A 15,280-nucleotide genomic window follows, 5' to 3' on the forward strand; every position below is an offset into this window, starting at 1 on the left:
ATGCAAGCCGCCGTTAAACGGCGGCTCTGCACAGCCAACATAAAACCATACTCGCATCATCACCGCGTCCCGGGCATTTGAAGGGAAGACGACGATGGCCTCGAAGACACTGCAAAATGTTTGTGGACGGTTCGATGAAGCAGCAAGGTGGCTGCTGATTTCCTTCCTGCTCGCGGCCGCAGCGAATGCCCTCGCCCAACCTGTTGAGGCGGCCATCAAGAATGGCGACACGACCGTATCTGCATTGATCTTCGGTCGAGGAACCGGTGAGCACACAGTGATCGCGCTGCACGGCTCCGGGCAGCGGAAGGATCTATTCAGATCGATCGCACCGGGCCTTGTCAGGCGTGGCTACAAGATGATTTCAATCGATTGGGCGGCTGGGCCTGAAGGTCCCGGCCCTGGACTGGCGCCGCTCGCGGCGACCATCAGATATGCCAGGGAGGCCGGCGCCAAGAAGATCTCTTTGATGGGCTTCAGCCGCGGTGGCGAACTGGCGGCTCGATTCGCGAGCGCGCAGCCCGACGGTGATTTCGACACCCTGATCCTTCTCGCGTCTCCCGACGACCAGGGGATTCCGCTCGCGAGAACCAAGAAGCTCTTCGTCTTCCACGAAAGTGACCGCTTGGCGCGCTGGTCCCGGGTGAGCGCGGACAAGTCGAACGAGCCAAAGCAGGTCTTTGCTCTCAAAGGCAGCGCGCACAGCATGTTGGCTTTGCTTGCTGATAAGCCGGACCTCAGTGACGAAATTGCCACCACCCTCGGCAAGCCGGATTTATCAGAGTAGTTGAGGCCGACGCGGCAGATCTCTGTATCCGTCATGTCGCGCAGGAGGCCCGGCCGGGATGCGCACGCAATCGCGCGCGTTTCTCGGCCTTCATGGGAGGCTCAAGTCCATGCCGAGCGTCTTGGCCAGCCCGAAGGTCAAGATCAGCAAAACGAGGAGCAACAGCACGAACACGGCGACGAACTTGGCGCCCATGCCCAGTAGCGCGCGCCGGTCCGCCCACTTCGTCTCTCGGTCGTAGTGCCACTTGATGGCGAAATACATACCCGTGACAAAAACCAGACCCTTGATTAACACGAAGACGATCAGAACCCAATCCACCTGAGAATTCCTGGCTGTTGCTCGACAACATCCATCTTGACGGTAAAAAAACAGCACCGGACATTGGGCGTTTTGACTTACGGCCTGGGCGCAAACATGACGCAGCCGTCAGAGGCCATCAAATTCGAGTGGCCTCCCAACGGAATCTGAGCGTTGCGGGGTCAGGCCCGTGGGACTGGCAGGTCCATGCCGAGAGCTGACCTCCGAGACGACCAACCCGCCCCGGCAGCAATCGCTGCATGGCTGCCAACCGCCAACGGGAGGTCGGTTCAAGGCTGGCTGCTGCCGCTCGGACTAGTCAATCGTGAGGCAGTAAGGTGCCCGAAGCTGACATCACGAGGGTCAGCTTTGTGGGCCGGCGAGGTCTGGGATAACTCGGCCATGGAGAGCTTCTTCAGCCTCACCCTGCTGTCGACCAGCGGGCGGATGCTGTGCAGCGATAGCGGTCCGAGCCCGTCGGGCCGTCAATGTCACTCAATGGTTGCACAACGTTCGCTCAGGCCACCTTGCAGCGCGTGACTTGCCTTTGCGCTGCGTGCGCGCCGTCACCGGCGGCGGCAAGAGAGTTCCAGACCTCCATGGCGCACTCAATAACGGCCGCAAGGTCCTGACGGCTGGCTCCGTCGCGGGCTTGGATGGAGAGCCCATGCATCACGGTCGTGTAGTAGCGCGCAGCAGCGTCAAGGCGAGTGTCCTGGAGCGCTAGGTCGCCTTCCGAGATCCCACGGGCAAGCCGATCCTTGATCTGCTGAAACTGAGCGTGGCGAATCTCCGCAAGGAACTGGCGAACCGAATGGTTCTCTACCGCACCGGTCGGGGCGGAGAGAACAAGCATGCACCCGCTGGGTGCACCGGGAGCGGTGATGGCATCAGCAACGGCTTCGAGCATGGCCCGGATGGCGTCGTGCGCCGTCGCTTCGTTCTGCAACGCCAGGCGGGGCGCGAGCCCTTGAGTCTGACTGTTGAGCGCGACGGCCTCGCGAAACAGCGCCTCTTTGCTGCCGAAGCAAAAGTAGATGCTCGCCGATGCGATTCCCATCGCATCGGTCAGGTCCTTCATGGACGTGCCTTCGTACCCGCGCTCCCAGAACAGATGCATTGCATTGCGCAGCGCTTCATCCCGGTCAAACACACGGGGCCTCCCCCGAGTGGCCATGCAGCCTCCATTACTAATCGATCGACAAACTATAGCTTGACAGCGTGCAGGTCAGCATGCCACTATTTATTTGTCGTTTGACAAACAATTTACCAAGTCGAGGTTTTTTCATGAGTGTTCCCAGCGTCATGCGCGCGATGCGTCAGACATCGTTGAATGGTCCTGACGATCTGCGGCTGGTCCGCGATGCTGCCGTCCCCGTTCCTGGGCCTGGCCAAGTCCTTATCCGCGTGATCGCGGCAGGGGTCAACTACGCCGACCTCTCGCAGTCCCGAGGAATGTTCGGCGGCGGCCCACAACCGCCGTACGTCGCAGGGTTCGAAGCCGCAGGCGAAGTCGTCGCGCACGGCGACGGGGTGTCCGGCCCGCTGGTCGGATCGCATGTAGTCGGAGTGGGAGGCGGGGCGTTCGCGGAATACATGGTGCTGCCCGCTGCAGGGGTCGTGCCGGTGCCCGCCGGCTGGCGGGACGAGCAGGCGTTGGGGATGGTCGTCAACTGGCCGACGACGGTGGCAGTTCTGCGACTGCTGGGTCAGGTGAGCCGCGGTCAAACCGTGCTTGTCCATGCGGCAGCGGGTGCGACAGGACAAGCGGCTGTACGGATCGCCAAACACTACGGCGCGACCGTTATTGCGACCGCGTCGGCACAAAAGCACGATGTCGTCCGAGCGTTAGGAGCTGACCATGTATTGGACTCACGCGGCACCGCCATCGCTTCAGAAGTGCTGCGCCTGACGGACAACCGCGGGGCTGACCTTGTGCTCGAATCGACCGGCGGTCGTGACCTCGAAGAAAGTTTGGCAGCGTCCAAGCGGATCACTGGCAGGGTTGTTGTTTTTGGCCTTGCTGGCGGCCAGGCAGCCCTGAGCAACTGGGATCTGGTCTACAAGCATCCCGTCCAGGTCATGGGCTTCAATATTGGCGTGCTGATCCATGCGGCACCGCAGTTGTTCGGCGACGTGATGCGCGAGGTGTTTGCACTTATCGCTGCAGGCGTACTGCGCGCGAATGAGCCCACCGTCTACCCCCTTGAGAACGCTCGCGAAGCGCTCGCTAAGTTGGAACGGAGGGAAAGCGTCGGAAAGCTTGCATTAACGCCATAACAGCGGCTGTCTGAAGCGTTCTGAGTCGACTGAGCGTTGGCGCCACGCTGCAGCGATCGTTCAAGCAGGCGCGCAGGTGGCGTGAGGTGCGCGGTCATTGTGATGCTGCCGCGTTCAATGGCGGGCCTTGGCAGGAGCGGTTGCTCCGGCAGCTTGCTGCGAACGACTCCACTCAACCTGTTCTTGCGCTCGGCGAATTTCCGCTTCGGGCACTTAGCTGCCGCATTGACGTCGGCCGTGAACGACGGTATCGAAGCCGATGAGGCCGCGTCTGCCCAGGCGATACATTCTTCTGGGCTGGTTCTGACGATCCACCCAGACATCGACATGGGTTGTGTGCCGGTGTGGGACGCGATCGAGTCACCCCGTTGCGCTGATGAGTGCGCGCGCCTAAAGCGGGAGATGGGCGAGCAACAGTACGCGAAGTTCTTGATGGACCGCCGCCGTGAAGCGCTGGAGCTCTGGTACGGCCTCGGGCATGGAAATGGCAACGCCGCCGCGCGAGCGCCTCGCCTTTAATTTCAACCTTCGCGTGGCTCTAGCGAAACTCTCTTCTCTTCGTCCTCAAACCCCCCAACAGTGGCGTCAAGTCTTCCAGATGGCCGGCGATCAGGTTGCTCACGCCATCCACCCGCTGCCAGGTGCCCTTCACCGCCAGCAGTCGTGAGCTCAGCGTCTCCTGGCGCTGCCGTTCCCAGATTGCTTTGTGGACGATCACCTGCACTTCGCCGGTCTCGTCCTCCAGTGAAATGAAGATCGTTCCTTTCGCGGTCTCTGGCTGCTGCCGCGTCGTCACGATCCCGCACGCCTTCACGGCGCGCCGGTCGGGCGCAGCCTCAAGCTCCGCCGCTGTCATCAACTGAAGCGCCTGCAACTGCGGCCGCAGCAGCGCCAACGGATGGCGCCTGAGCGTCAGGCCCAGCGACTCGTAGTCCTTGACGATGGCCTCTCCCTCAGGAGCCTCGGGCAATTCCAGGTAGTCCTCGTTGACCGGGGCGCCTTCCAGGAGCGGTGGTGCAGCACGCAGCGCGGCCGCATCCCAGGCCTGTTGTCGCCGGTGCCCGCTGAGGCCCATCAACGCGTCACCGGCGGCGAGCGCCGTCATCTGCTGGTGGTTGAGCCCCGCGCGCAGCGACAGATCCTCGGCACTCTCGAACGGTCCTTCTTCCCGGGCCTTCGAGATCGCCAGCGCCGAGGCTTCCTGCAAGCTCCTCACGAGCCGCAGTCCCAGGCGCACAGCAGTTCCAGAGCCGGTCTCTTCGAGCTTGCAGTCCCAGTCGCTCAACATCACATCCGGCGCCAAGACCGTGACGCCGTGACGCTTGGCGTCCTGCACCAGTTGGCTCGGCGAATAGAAGCCCAACGGCTGCGCGTTCACCATCGCCGCCAGGAACTCCATGGGATGGTGATGCTTCAGCCAGCAAGACGCATAGACCAACAACGCGAAGCTGGCCGCGTGGCTCTCAGGGAAGCCGTATTCACTGAAGCCCTTGATCTGGTTGAAGATCGCCTCGGCGAACTCACGTTGATAGCCACGGGCCGTCATACCGTCAACGATCTTGTCGTAATGCTGCTGCAAGCCGCCTTTGCGTTTCCAGGCCGCCATGTCGCGTCGCAGCCGGTCGGCTTCGCCGCCTGAATACCCGGCCGCCACCATCGCCACCTGCATGACCTGCTCCTGGAACAACGGCACGCCGAGCGTGCGGCCGAGCACGGCCTCAAGCTCCTTGCTGGGGTAGGTCACCGCCTCATACCCCTGCCGCCGCCGCAGGTAGGGATGCACCATCTGCCCCTGGATGGGCCCTGGCCTGACGATGGCAACTTCCACGACCAGGTCATAGAAGCAGCGAGGCTGCAGGCGCGGCAGCATCGACCGCTGAGCGCGCGACTCGATCTGGAACACGCCGACGGTGTCGGCCTTGCAGATCATGTCGTAGGTGGCCGGGTCCTCGGCAGGGATGTCCTGCATCTGGAAATCAAAGCCACGGGTCTGGCTCACGAAGTCCAGCGCCTTGCGGATGGCCGTCAGCATGCCGAGACCCAGCACATCGACCTTCAGCAGGCCGGCGGCGTCCAGATCGTCCTTGTCCCACTGGATGACGGTGCGGTCCGGCATGCTGGCGTTCTCGATGGGCACGATGCGCGTCAGCGGGCCGTGCGTCAGCACGAAGCCACCAGGATGCTGGGAGAGGTGTCGCGGCATGCCGATGAGATCCCGCGTGAGCTCGAGCAGCTGCCGCACCGCCAGATTTTCGATATCGAGGCCAGCTTCCCGAAGCCGGTCAGCGTCGATGACGTTGCCGTCCCACCACTGATGCGAAGCGGCCAGGCGCTCCAGTTCGTCCAGCTCGAAACCCAGCGCCTTGCCCACATCCTTGATGGCGCTCTTGACCCGGTAGGAGATCACCACCGCGGCGAGAGCGGCGCGGTTGCGCGTGTACTTGCCGTACAGGTACTGGATGACCTCCTCACGCCGCTCATGTTCGAAATCGATGTCGATGTCCGGCGGCTCGTTGCGCTCCTTGGACATGAAGCGCTCGAACAGCACGCTCATGCGGGCCGGATCAACCTCGGTCACCCCCGTGCAGTAGCAGACCACCGAGTTCGCGGCCGACCCCCGCCCCTGGCAGAGGATGTGCCGGCTGCGCGCGAACTGCACGATGTCTGCCACGGTGAGGAAGTAGTGCTCGTAGTGCATCGCGGCGATCAGGTCCAGCTCGCGCTCGATCTGCTCCGTGACAGAGGCCGGGATGCCGCCAGGCCAGCGCCGGCCCGCCCCTTCGTAGGTGATGCGCCGCAGATAGCTGCCCGGCGTCTCGCCGTCGGGCACCACCTCCGACGGGTAGTGATAACGGATCTCGTCCAGCGAGAACTCGCACCGCTCGGCCACCCGCAGCGTCTGCGCCATCAGATCGGCGGGAAAGGTTCGGGCGAGCCGCCCCCGTGTGCGTAGGTGACGCTCGGCGTTGCGATCCAGCGCCCGGCCGCATTCCGTCAGCGGTTTGCCCAGCCGGGTTGCCGTCATGACGTCCATCAGGGGCTTGCGGCTGCGCACATGCATCGTCACGTCGCCGACCGCCACCAGCGGGATTTCCGTCTCGGTACTGACCTCGCGCAAGCGAGCCAGGCGCACCTCGTCATCACTGAGCTTGAGCAGGTCCAGCCCCAGCCAGACCCGCCCCATGAAACGGCTCAGCAGCCAGCGCGCCAGCGCGATCAGCGCATTGGGCTTGGCACGGCGTTCCGGGCAGGCGACCACGACGCAATCGTTGAGATCGTTAGGCCCGAAGTCTTCGGGCGTGGCCGAGTACGTGCCCTTCTCCGAGCTGCGGCGCAGCTTGGAGATCAGCTGGCAGAGGTTGCCGTAGCCATTGAGATTGCAGGCGTAGACGATGAGGGTGTGAGGGAACGCGCAGTCCACCTGGAACTGGCTGCCGACCAGCAGCTGGATCTCATGCTCCTTGGCCGCGACATGGGCGCGGACGATGCCGGCCATTGAGCACTCGTCGGTGATCGCGATGGCGGTGTAACCCAGCGCCTTGGCGCGCTGCACCAGCTCTTCCGGCCAGCTGGCCGCCTTGAGAAAGGAGAAATTGCTGAGGACCCTCAACTCCGCGTAGCCTGGCAGCGTCGTCATGGCCGCGCTCAGGCGAAGTGGCCATGGAGGAACCACGCGATGCGGCCGTCGGCATCCTGGGTGTTGAAGACGGACAGCACGCCGGCGTTGTCAGACTGGGCGATCCAATAGTCCCGAACCACATTGCGCGTGGCCGAGGTGCCGGGCAGCCGATCCCACCATCCCCCTTCAACGCGGTCTGGGCCGATCAGCAGGGTCAAAGGGCCCTCGTAGTGCGGGCGGTGGTTGATGACCGCCAGCTCAAGCGGGGCCTCAAGAACAAAGGTGGGCTCGGGCTGCTCTGGTACCGACGCAGGCGTGTGCCTTTTCTGCTTGGCCAGCGGGGTCCAATGGGTCATCCACTCCATGCGGTGGTCATCGACCAGCACCGGCTGGAGCACGCTCTTCGGTCCGAGGCGTGCGGCGATACGCTCAAGGACGAGATACAGCGATTCGCCCGAACCCATGCTCTCAGGCAGCAACGATGCGCTCTGCTCGGTGAGGGCTTGGACGCCGATCGCATCGATCTGTAGTTCGCCGACCGGAGCCAGCAGCTCTTGCTTGGCCAGGTGCTCGGCCAGCAGCCTCACGAAGTGTTCCAGGTCCCGCAACACCTCGGCCGAGCGGATCGTCACTTCACCGCCGTCCCCCGCGTCCTTGGCGCGCATCGAATCGTGAATCCAGCGGAACCTAAAACCCACCGCACCGGCATGCCGGGAGGCCAGCCAGCCGCACATCTGCATGAGCAAGGGCCGCGCGTACATCAGCAGCGCCGGCGCATGGTCCTCGCGGGCGGGCAGTTCGATCCGAGCCGAGAAATCTTCGGGGATGGTCTCGTACCGGAAAACCTCGGCACGCTGTCCGTAGGCCTGGTCCAAGGCGGCGAGCAATGCGGTCCCAAACCGGCGGCTGACCTGGGCGCGCGGCAGCCGGCGCAGTTCACCGAGCAAGGTGATGCCCGCACAGGACAGCGTTTCCTCATGGGCAACGGCTGCGGTCAAGGCAGCCAGCGGCAGCTCGTCGATTACCGGTTGCAGCAGGCGGCGCCCAAGGTCGAGCACGCCGCAACGCGCCATCACGAGCGCCGCCATCGCTGTGGGCGCCCACCCGATGCCGACGACGCCCAGGTCTGGCGCTTCCGCACTGACGCGCTCCTTCAGGGCTTCCAGCCCCTTGAACAGCCGCAGGCTGGATTCCACTTCCATCGCAACGGCGCAGCCCTCCATGACAGCCACGCGGGGCGTGAACTGCAGTGACCACAGCACCAGGCCGCGCACGCCGTCAGAGGCTGGCGACGCGCTCGAGGACTTCTCGTGCGAGATCGCTGGGATCGAGGTAAGCAGAACGACCCACAACAACGTGGTTCTCCTTGGATGGTTTCAGTGCGCTGGGCCGGCGCGTGCGCGGGGTCAGGACATGTTCGATGCCACCTGGCACCGAGCTCAACTGCATTGGCACCTCATGTGCCGGCCCCCTGCGCTTCACGATCTGCACCTCGATCTGCCAGTCCACCAATGGCCTGGACACGACGCGAAGGGGGGCAGGGGAGGGGTCATGGCGAGCGACCAGTGGCCTGCAAATGAAGACCAGCCCTTCGCAGGCCTGTGCCAGCACTTGCAGACGCCTCAGCTGTTCCGGCCTGGCTTGCGGCATCCATGCCACCACGGCAGCAGCGGCATTGGCCCTGAGCAACTGTTCAGTCGCCCAAAGCCGTTGCGACGGCGCGTTCGCTTGCACCCATTTGAGTTGCTGCTCTTCGATCCCAAGGTGCCGCAGGCCAGGCAGGTGCAGGGGCTTGGGCGGACCCACGACGACGACGGCCCGGCCGCCTTTGAGCAGCGGGCGCAGCGACGGCCCGATAAGGCGCCACTCCTGAACCGACGGTTGGGGCTGGAGGATCTCGATCAGGCAGCCGCAGGGCCAGCCCCCTTCAGGGATCTGTGCGTCCAGCGCCGCAAAGCCGGTGCTGACGGCCGTCGTCCTCGCGTGGCCCAGTTGGTCCGCCCGCCAGACCGAATCGATCAGCGCGTCGGGCAGCTCACAGATAGGCCCGGCCGTGTTCTGCGCAGGCCCAGGCAGTGCGACGGGCTCGATGGCGGCGTCGTGCTTTTCGCAGGCAACAGAAGGACTCTGCAGCGAGGACAGCAAGTCCTCCTGCGCCGGGTTGGCAGACATTGGGATGTGGCAGCAGCGGGATGGCGCGGTTCAAACTTGCGTTGAAAGACTGTTTATTTATACAGTACACCACAAGGCGACAGGAGTCCAGCAGGCGGGCCACCAACTCGGGTGCCTACCCTTGCACCCCATGCATCTCGCTTTAGATGGCGACTCGGGCGAGGGCGGCCGAAGCTACATCGCCACGAAGGTGGCCGTAGTGCTTCTCGATCATGCGGACGCTCGTGCCAGAAATTTGGGCCACAGTGAGCAGGTCTAGCCCTTCGACTACCAGGTCGGTGATCACACTGTGGCGAAACGTGTAGGCGGTGGTACCAGCAGGCAACCCAGCTGCCTTCACCGTTTCCTTGACGGGCCACTTCCAGGCGTCCTTGTCCCAACGCTTGCCGTCGGCGCGGGCGAACATGGGCGCTGTTGGAAGCTTGTCCTTCGTGGCGGCGTCAAAATGGTCAGCGGCGACGTCGGGCATCTTGATGCGTCGGTCCTTGCCACTTTTGTCCTTGCCCAGCTTCAACACCTTCAGCCTTCGGTCCCAACCGCCCGCGTCTAGCGCGGCAACTGCGCCTGGCCGAAGGGGAACCTGGCACATGCCTCGGATGAACGCGCCGAGATCAACCGGGGCCCTCGTCAGGAACGCTTGCCGTTGGGCGCGATCGAGATAGAGGTCACGGCTCTTGTCGGCCCCCTCAATCGGTTTCAGCTTGGTGCGCCAGGCGAAGTCGGTGGTGACCAGTCCTTCTTCGAAGGACAGGTTCAACGCGGCCCTGAAGGGCGTCATGTCGCGATTCAGCGTGCTGTCGCTCCGACGCCTGCCGCGGTTGCCACCGCTCTTTGTAGGTCGCGCGATCAACGAGTCGCGCCAAGCGCCCATTTGCAAGGGTGTCAGTTTCGGCAGCAGCGTGTCTGCTAGCTTCTTGTCATTCAACACGTAGTTGTTGAAGCGCTGTTCGGCATCCTTCGCGACCTTCTCCCCTTTCAAGGCCCTCACGTGGTCGACATACCTGCCGCAAGCTACTCTGACCGTCTTCGGGCCCGCCTGTCCACCGCGTTCCATGTGGTCGAACCAGGCAAGGGCTGCCTTTGTCGCGGCGTCGAAGCGGAGGTGCTCGGCCAAGTCGCTGAAATCGCCAAGCGGTTGGAATTGCTGCTTGACGTCGGCAGACCCTTCCTCTCGGGAGCGCGCAATCCATCCGCCCCCCTTGGCTGCCATCTTGCGGAACCCGACGAAGCATCCTTTGCGCACACGATGCCAATACGGCTCGCGGCGCGGCTTCAATTTCTCGCGCGCGCCAACGGTGTCGATCCGCGTGACCATCATGCAATCCCAGCCCAGAAAAAAGTACGAAAAAAGTACGAAAAACTGGGGTGAATTTTAGGAGATCGTGCGGGACATAGAAAGGCAATTTCTCCTATGAAATCAATGTCTTGCAGCGTCCCATAATGTCCCGTTTCTTTGCCTTGACATGGTGGGGGTCGTTGGTTCGAATCCAATCGCGCCTACCAAATACGGTAGGTACAGCAAGGGGTTAGCTTCACAGCTAACCCCTTTTGCTTTGTGCCGATCGACGCATAGGGCTGCGGTGTTCGTGAGAGCAGCGAGCCACTCAGGGCGCGGCACGGGCATTTGCACTAAGGGCCTCCGACCGGTAGCCAGGGCAGGCTGCGCGTTGCTGCAGTTAGGGGCTGGCGCAATCTGGACCCAGACCCAGAATGCCTGACGGTCCAGATGCAGGGACCTTCGAGCTTTGCTCACGTCCGCAGGCGCCGCGCCACGACGAACTGACCGTTGCAAAGCATGTCATGACCCAGCCGGTTCTGAAGCCATGGTCGACAAGACGCTGCAAAGCCTGCGCACCCCGCGACGAGCCGGCCGCAGGCTCGTCCGCCTGAACCCGAGAGGAGGCGCGCGGTGAGCGCCGGCGCGTCAGTCCATTCGATTGCCGACGAACAGCGGTCGCGCAGCGAGGCGGCGGCATGGAGCCGATTCACCGCGCCAGCCGACGGCAGCGAGTTCTATGACGCCTGGCTGGCGTTGCTGGCCGGGCGGGTGCAGCGCGCGCGCGCGGCGTTGCTGCTGCTGGCGGATGACGGAGGCAGCAGCTTTGCCGTCGCCGCCGCGTGGCCGGACCCTGGGCGTGACCTGAAGTACCTCGGCCCGACGGCGGAGCGCGCGCTGGTCGAACGGCGCGGCATCGTCGAAGGACTCACTGGCAACAGTGGATCGGCCGAGCAGGGCGCGCACGTGGCCTACCCGATCGAGCTGGGCGACATGTTGTGCGGCGCTGTCGTCGTGGAGATCGGCGGCGGCGGCGCCGGTGAACTGCAGGCCGCGCTGCGCGAGGTGCATTGGGCCATCGCCTGGCTTGTCGATCATTTCCGCGCCCGCATGCAGCACCGTGACCAGGCCGAGGCCGCGCGCATGGCGCTGCTCAACGGCTTGCTGGCCGCGGCACTTCAGCACAGGCGCCTGCAGCCGTCGGCGCTGGCGGTGGCCAACGAGCTGGCGGCGCGGCTGCAATGCGACCGGGTCAGCATCGGCTTCGAGCACGCGGGCGAGGTCGAGCCGCTCGTCATCTCGCACACGGCCACGTTCGACCCGCGCTCCGACCTCGTGCGCCACCTGCGCGGGGCGATGGAGGAGACGCTCGACCTGGGCGTGGCCGTGCTCTTCCCCGCAGCCGACCAGGGTGAACTCCGCGCCCTGGCCCACGCCGAGACCGCGCGCGAGCTGAAGGTGGATGCGATGTTGTCGGTGCCGGTGGTCGACGCCGGCCAGACCGTCGGCGTGTTGACGCTGGAGCGCAACGACGGACCGCCGTTCGACGCCGACGAGCAGCGGATCGCCCGTGCCGTCGGCGTCGTGCTGGGCCCGGCCTGGACCTTGCAGCGCGTCAACAGCCGTGGGGCCTGGCAGCGTGTCACGGATGCCCTGCACGGCGCGCGGGTGGCCCTGTTCGGCCCGCGCCATCCGGGGCTCAAGCTGGTTGGTGGCGTCGCGGCCGTGCTGCTGCTGCTGGTGGCGCTGGTGCGCGTCGACCACCGCGTGGCCGGTCGCACCACCATTGAAGGCGCGACGCAGATTGCCGCCGCGGCGCCGTTCGACGGCTTTGTCGCCGCAGGTCTGGTGCGTGCGGGCGACACGGTGAAGAAGGGCCAGCCACTGGCCCGGCTGGAAGACCGCGAGCTGAAACTGGAGCGGGCGCGCTGGCTGTCCGAGAGTGAGCAGTTGCAGCGGCGCTACCAGGTCGCCATGGCCGGTGCCGACCGCAGCACGATGTCCATCCATGTGGCGCAGATCGACCAGGCCAAAGCCCAACTGGCCCTTGCCGAGGACAAGCTGGCCCGTGCCGAGCTGACGGCGCCGTTCGACGGCATCGTCGTCTCCGGTGACCTCAGCCAGCTGATCGGCACGCCGGTGGAGCAGGGCAAGCTGCTGTTCGAAGTGGCGCCGCTGGAGAACTACCGCGTCGTGCTGCGTGTCGACGACCGCGACATCGGCCGGCTGAGCCTGGGCCAGCGGGGTGAGCTGGTGCTGTCCAGCCTGCCGGGGCGGGTGCTGCCCTTCACCGTGCGGTCCATCACGCCGGTTTCCACGCAGGAGGACGGCCGCAACGTCTTCCGCGTCGAGGCCGGGCTGCAGGCCGGTGACCTGGCACGGCTGCGCCCCGGCATGGAAGGCGTCGGCAAGGTGAGCGTTGGCGAGGCTAGCCTGCTGTGGGTTTGGACGCACAGCTTCGTCGACTGGCTGCGCCTGGCGTTGTGGAACTGGATGCCGTGAACGCGAGCCCCTCGCCCAATCTCGCCTGGCTGAACGCAGTCGAGCCTGGTCGGTCCCCCTGGGGGACGGCGATGCTTGCGGCATTGAGCCGCAAGCACATCGCCAGACGGGCCGGCTTGGGAGCGGCCCGGCGCTCGGCCCGCAAACTGCGCCGCGAGTGCGGGATTTGCGCATGAGGCCGTTGCGATGACCGCCGAGCAGCCGATGCACAGCAGCCTCTGGTACCGCATCGCCGAACTGCGGCCGCGGCTGCTGGCGCGGGCGAAGCTGCACCGGCATCGCTACCGCGGCGAGGTCTGGTATCTGCTGCAGGACCCGGCCTCGGGCCGCGTGCACCGCTTCAGCCCGTCGGCGCGCCTGCTCATCGCGGCGATGGATGGGCACCGCAGCGTCGACGAGGTTTGGCGACTCGCCCGGCGCGAACTGGGGGACGACGCGCCGACGCAGGACGACGTGTTGCAGCTGCTGGGCCAGCTGCACAACGCCGACTTGCTGCAGACCGATGTGTCGCCCGACGCGCTCGAGCTGTTCGAGCGCGGGCGCAAGCAGGAGCGCTCGAAGAGCCGGCGCTCATGGGCCAACCCGCTGGCCCTGCGCATACCGCTGGTCGACCCGGGTGCCTTCCTGGACCGCCATGCCGCGCTGTGGCGGCTGTTGTGGGGGCGCTGGGGCGGCCTGGCCTGGCTGGCCGTCGTGCTGCCCGCGCTGGTGATGCTGCCGTCGCACCTGCCCGAGCTTGGCCACAACCTGTCGGACCGCGTGCTGCAGGCCAACAACCTCTTGCTGCTGGCATTGGTGTTCCCGCTGCTCAAGGCGATGCACGAGCTGGGCCACGCCACCGCCACCCGCGCCGGCGGCGGCGAGGTGCATGACATGGGCCTGATGCTGCTGGTGCTGATGCCGGTGCCCTACGTGGACGCCTCGGCGGCCACGGTGTTCCGCTCGCGCTGGGTGCGGGCGCGCGTGGGTGCCGCGGGCATGCTGGTCGAACTTTTCATCGCGGCGCTGGCGTTCTACGCCTGGCTGGCGGTCGAGCCCGGCCTCGCGCGCTCGGTGTGCTTCAACGTCATGCTGGTGGCTGGTGTGTCGACGTTGATCTTCAACGGCAACCCGCTGCTGCGCTACGACGCCTATTACATCCTCGCCGACCTGCTGCAGATGCCCAACCTGGCGCGCCAGGCGACGCGCTACTGGGGCTACCTGGCCGAACGCTATCTGCTGCGCTCGCGCGACGCCGAATCGTCCGCGACGACGACGTCGGAACGCCTGTGGTTCGGCTTCTACGGGCTGGCGTCGACGCTGTACCGGCTGTTCGTCGCCGTCTCCATCGCGCTGTTCATCGGCAGCCGGTTCTTCTTCGTCGGTGCGTTGCTGGCCTTGTGGACGGTGGCGATGATGGTCGCGATGCCGGTCGTCAAGGCGCTGCAGCAGCTGGGCACGCGGCCGGCCCTGCGAGAGCGGCGCGGTGTCGTGCTGGGTGCCGGCGCTGGCGTGCTGACCGTGCTGGTGCTGGCGGCAGTGTTCGTGCCGGTGCGCCTGCGTTCCCAGGCCGAAGGCGTGCTGTGGCTGCCCGAACAGGCCATCGTGCGGGCCGGCAGCAGCGGCTTCATCACGCGGCTGGAAACGCCGCCCGACACCACCGTGCAGGCCGGGCAGGCGCTCGTGCTCAGCCGCGACGGCGCGCTGGAGGCGCAGCTGCAACTGGCGCAGGCGCGCGTGCGGGAGCAGGAGGCTCACTACCTCAAGGACTTCGTTGCCGACCGTGCCCGCGCGGGCATCGCGGCGCGCCAGCTGGCGATGGATCAGGAGGCGCTGTCGACGGTGCAATCGCGTGCCGACACCCTGCTGGCCCGGGCGGGCGTGGGCGGCGTGTTCCGCGTGCCGCAGGCCGCAGACATGATTGGCCGCTTCCATCGCAAGGGCGAAGTGCTGGGCTATGTGCTGGGCAGCGTGCAGCCGGTGGTGCGCGTGGCCGTGGAGCAGGCCGATGCGGACAGCGTGGTGGCGCAGACTGAAGGCGTCGCGCTGCGGCTGGCCGACGCGATGGGCGACGTGCGCAGCGGGCGCATTGCGCGCGTCGTGCCTGCGGCGGCGGACGAAGTGCCCAGTGGCGCGCTGCTGGCGGCCGGCGGGGGCCTGCTGGCCGGCGACCCGCGCGACCCGCATGGGCGCAAGCCGCTGCAGCGCATCTTCATCATCGACGTCGAGCTGGCCGAGCCGCTGGCTCATGCGCCGGCCTACGGCCAGCGTGTTCATGTGCGCTTTGACCACCGGCCGCAGCCGCTGGCCGTGCAGTGGTATGCCGCGCTGCGCCGCCTCTTCCTGACCCACTTCACCGTGTGAC

At 65.6% G+C, this 15,280-nt stretch carries 11 protein-coding genes; 5 read left to right on the forward strand and 6 right to left on the reverse strand.

Translation table 11 applies throughout. The features are described from left to right. Nucleotides 1-94 precede the first annotated feature (94 nt). Nucleotides 95-787, forward strand: coding sequence for an alpha/beta hydrolase (locus ACXRVZ_RS17685; protein WP_457423960.1), 693 nt, complete (start codon nt 95-97; stop codon nt 785-787). A gap of 90 nt (nt 788-877) precedes the next feature. Here the strand turns inward: ACXRVZ_RS17685 and ACXRVZ_RS17690 are convergent, their stop codons facing one another. Next, complete coding sequence (locus ACXRVZ_RS17690) at nt 878-1,108, reverse strand: hypothetical protein (RefSeq protein WP_457423986.1); 231 nt, start codon at nt 1,106-1,108, stop codon at nt 878-880. Nucleotides 1,109-1,604: 496 nt separating this feature from the next. Then, on the reverse strand, nt 1,605-2,240 hold the full coding sequence (locus ACXRVZ_RS17695) for a TetR/AcrR family transcriptional regulator (RefSeq protein ID WP_458232645.1): 636 nt from the start codon (nt 2,238-2,240) through the stop codon (nt 1,605-1,607). 134 nt (nt 2,241-2,374) lie between these two features. On the opposite strand from ACXRVZ_RS17695, the gene ACXRVZ_RS17700 reads away from it, so the two are divergent. Together ACXRVZ_RS17700 and ACXRVZ_RS17705 are read left to right on the forward strand one after the other, a co-directional pair. Then, nucleotides 2,375-3,367 carry a zinc-binding dehydrogenase gene (locus ACXRVZ_RS17700; RefSeq protein ID WP_457423956.1) on the forward strand — a complete coding sequence of 331 codons (993 nt, stop codon included), beginning with the start codon at nt 2,375-2,377 and terminating at the stop codon, nt 3,365-3,367. A gap of 237 nt (nt 3,368-3,604) precedes the next feature. Further along, nucleotides 3,605-3,886, forward strand: coding sequence for a hypothetical protein (locus tag ACXRVZ_RS17705; protein ID WP_457423954.1), 282 nt, complete (start codon nt 3,605-3,607; stop codon nt 3,884-3,886). A 19-nt stretch (nt 3,887-3,905) separates the two neighbouring features. Here the strand turns inward: ACXRVZ_RS17705 and ACXRVZ_RS17710 are convergent, their stop codons facing one another. From ACXRVZ_RS17710 to ACXRVZ_RS17725, 4 genes are all read right to left on the reverse strand, one after another. After that, a complete protein-coding gene (locus tag ACXRVZ_RS17710) occupies nt 3,906-7,004 on the reverse strand; it encodes an error-prone DNA polymerase (RefSeq protein ID WP_457423952.1) in 3,099 nt (1,032 codons plus the stop codon). A gap of 8 nt (nt 7,005-7,012) precedes the next feature. Then, nucleotides 7,013-8,341, reverse strand: coding sequence for a Y-family DNA polymerase (locus tag ACXRVZ_RS17715; protein ID WP_457423950.1), 1,329 nt, complete (start codon nt 8,339-8,341; stop codon nt 7,013-7,015). Then, on the reverse strand, nt 8,265-9,158 hold the full coding sequence (imuA, locus tag ACXRVZ_RS17720) for a translesion DNA synthesis-associated protein ImuA (RefSeq protein WP_457423948.1): 894 nt from the start codon (nt 9,156-9,158) through the stop codon (nt 8,265-8,267). The genes ACXRVZ_RS17715 and imuA overlap by 77 nt, the downstream gene beginning before the upstream one ends. A 142-nt stretch (nt 9,159-9,300) precedes the next feature. Next, the gene (locus ACXRVZ_RS17725; RefSeq protein WP_457423946.1) at nt 9,301-10,473 is read right to left on the reverse strand and encodes a tyrosine-type recombinase/integrase; all 1,173 of its coding nucleotides are present in this window, start codon (nt 10,471-10,473) and stop codon (nt 9,301-9,303) included. Between the two features lie 594 nt (nt 10,474-11,067). Between ACXRVZ_RS17725 and ACXRVZ_RS17730 the strand changes: the two genes are divergently transcribed. Continuing rightward, entirely contained in the window at nt 11,068-12,936 is a 1,869-nt protein-coding gene (locus ACXRVZ_RS17730; protein WP_457423944.1) for an HlyD family efflux transporter periplasmic adaptor subunit, read from the forward strand. A gap of 186 nt (nt 12,937-13,122) precedes the next feature. Then, nucleotides 13,123-15,279, forward strand: coding sequence for a PqqD family peptide modification chaperone (locus ACXRVZ_RS17735; protein WP_457423942.1), 2,157 nt, complete (start codon nt 13,123-13,125; stop codon nt 15,277-15,279). The last annotated feature ends 1 nt before the right edge of the window (nt 15,280 follow it).

This window comes from Roseateles sp. P5_E8 (assembly GCF_054177665.1).

Coding starts and splice junctions, on each gene's coding strand:
- ACXRVZ_RS17685 (WP_457423960.1), top strand. CDS start 95: ATGGCCTCGAAGACACTGCAAAATGTTTGTGGACGGTTCGATGAAGCA.
- ACXRVZ_RS17700 (WP_457423956.1), top strand. CDS start 2,375: ATGAGTGTTCCCAGCGTCATGCGCGCGATGCGTCAGACATCGTTGAAT.
- ACXRVZ_RS17710 (WP_457423952.1), bottom strand. CDS start 7,004: ATGACGACGCTGCCAGGCTACGCGGAGTTGAGGGTCCTCAGCAATTTC.
- imuA (WP_457423948.1), bottom strand. CDS start 9,158: ATGTCTGCCAACCCGGCGCAGGAGGACTTGCTGTCCTCGCTGCAGAGT.
- ACXRVZ_RS17725 (WP_457423946.1), bottom strand. CDS start 10,473: ATGGTCACGCGGATCGACACCGTTGGCGCGCGCGAGAAATTGAAGCCG.
- ACXRVZ_RS17735 (WP_457423942.1), top strand. CDS start 13,123: ATGACCGCCGAGCAGCCGATGCACAGCAGCCTCTGGTACCGCATCGCC.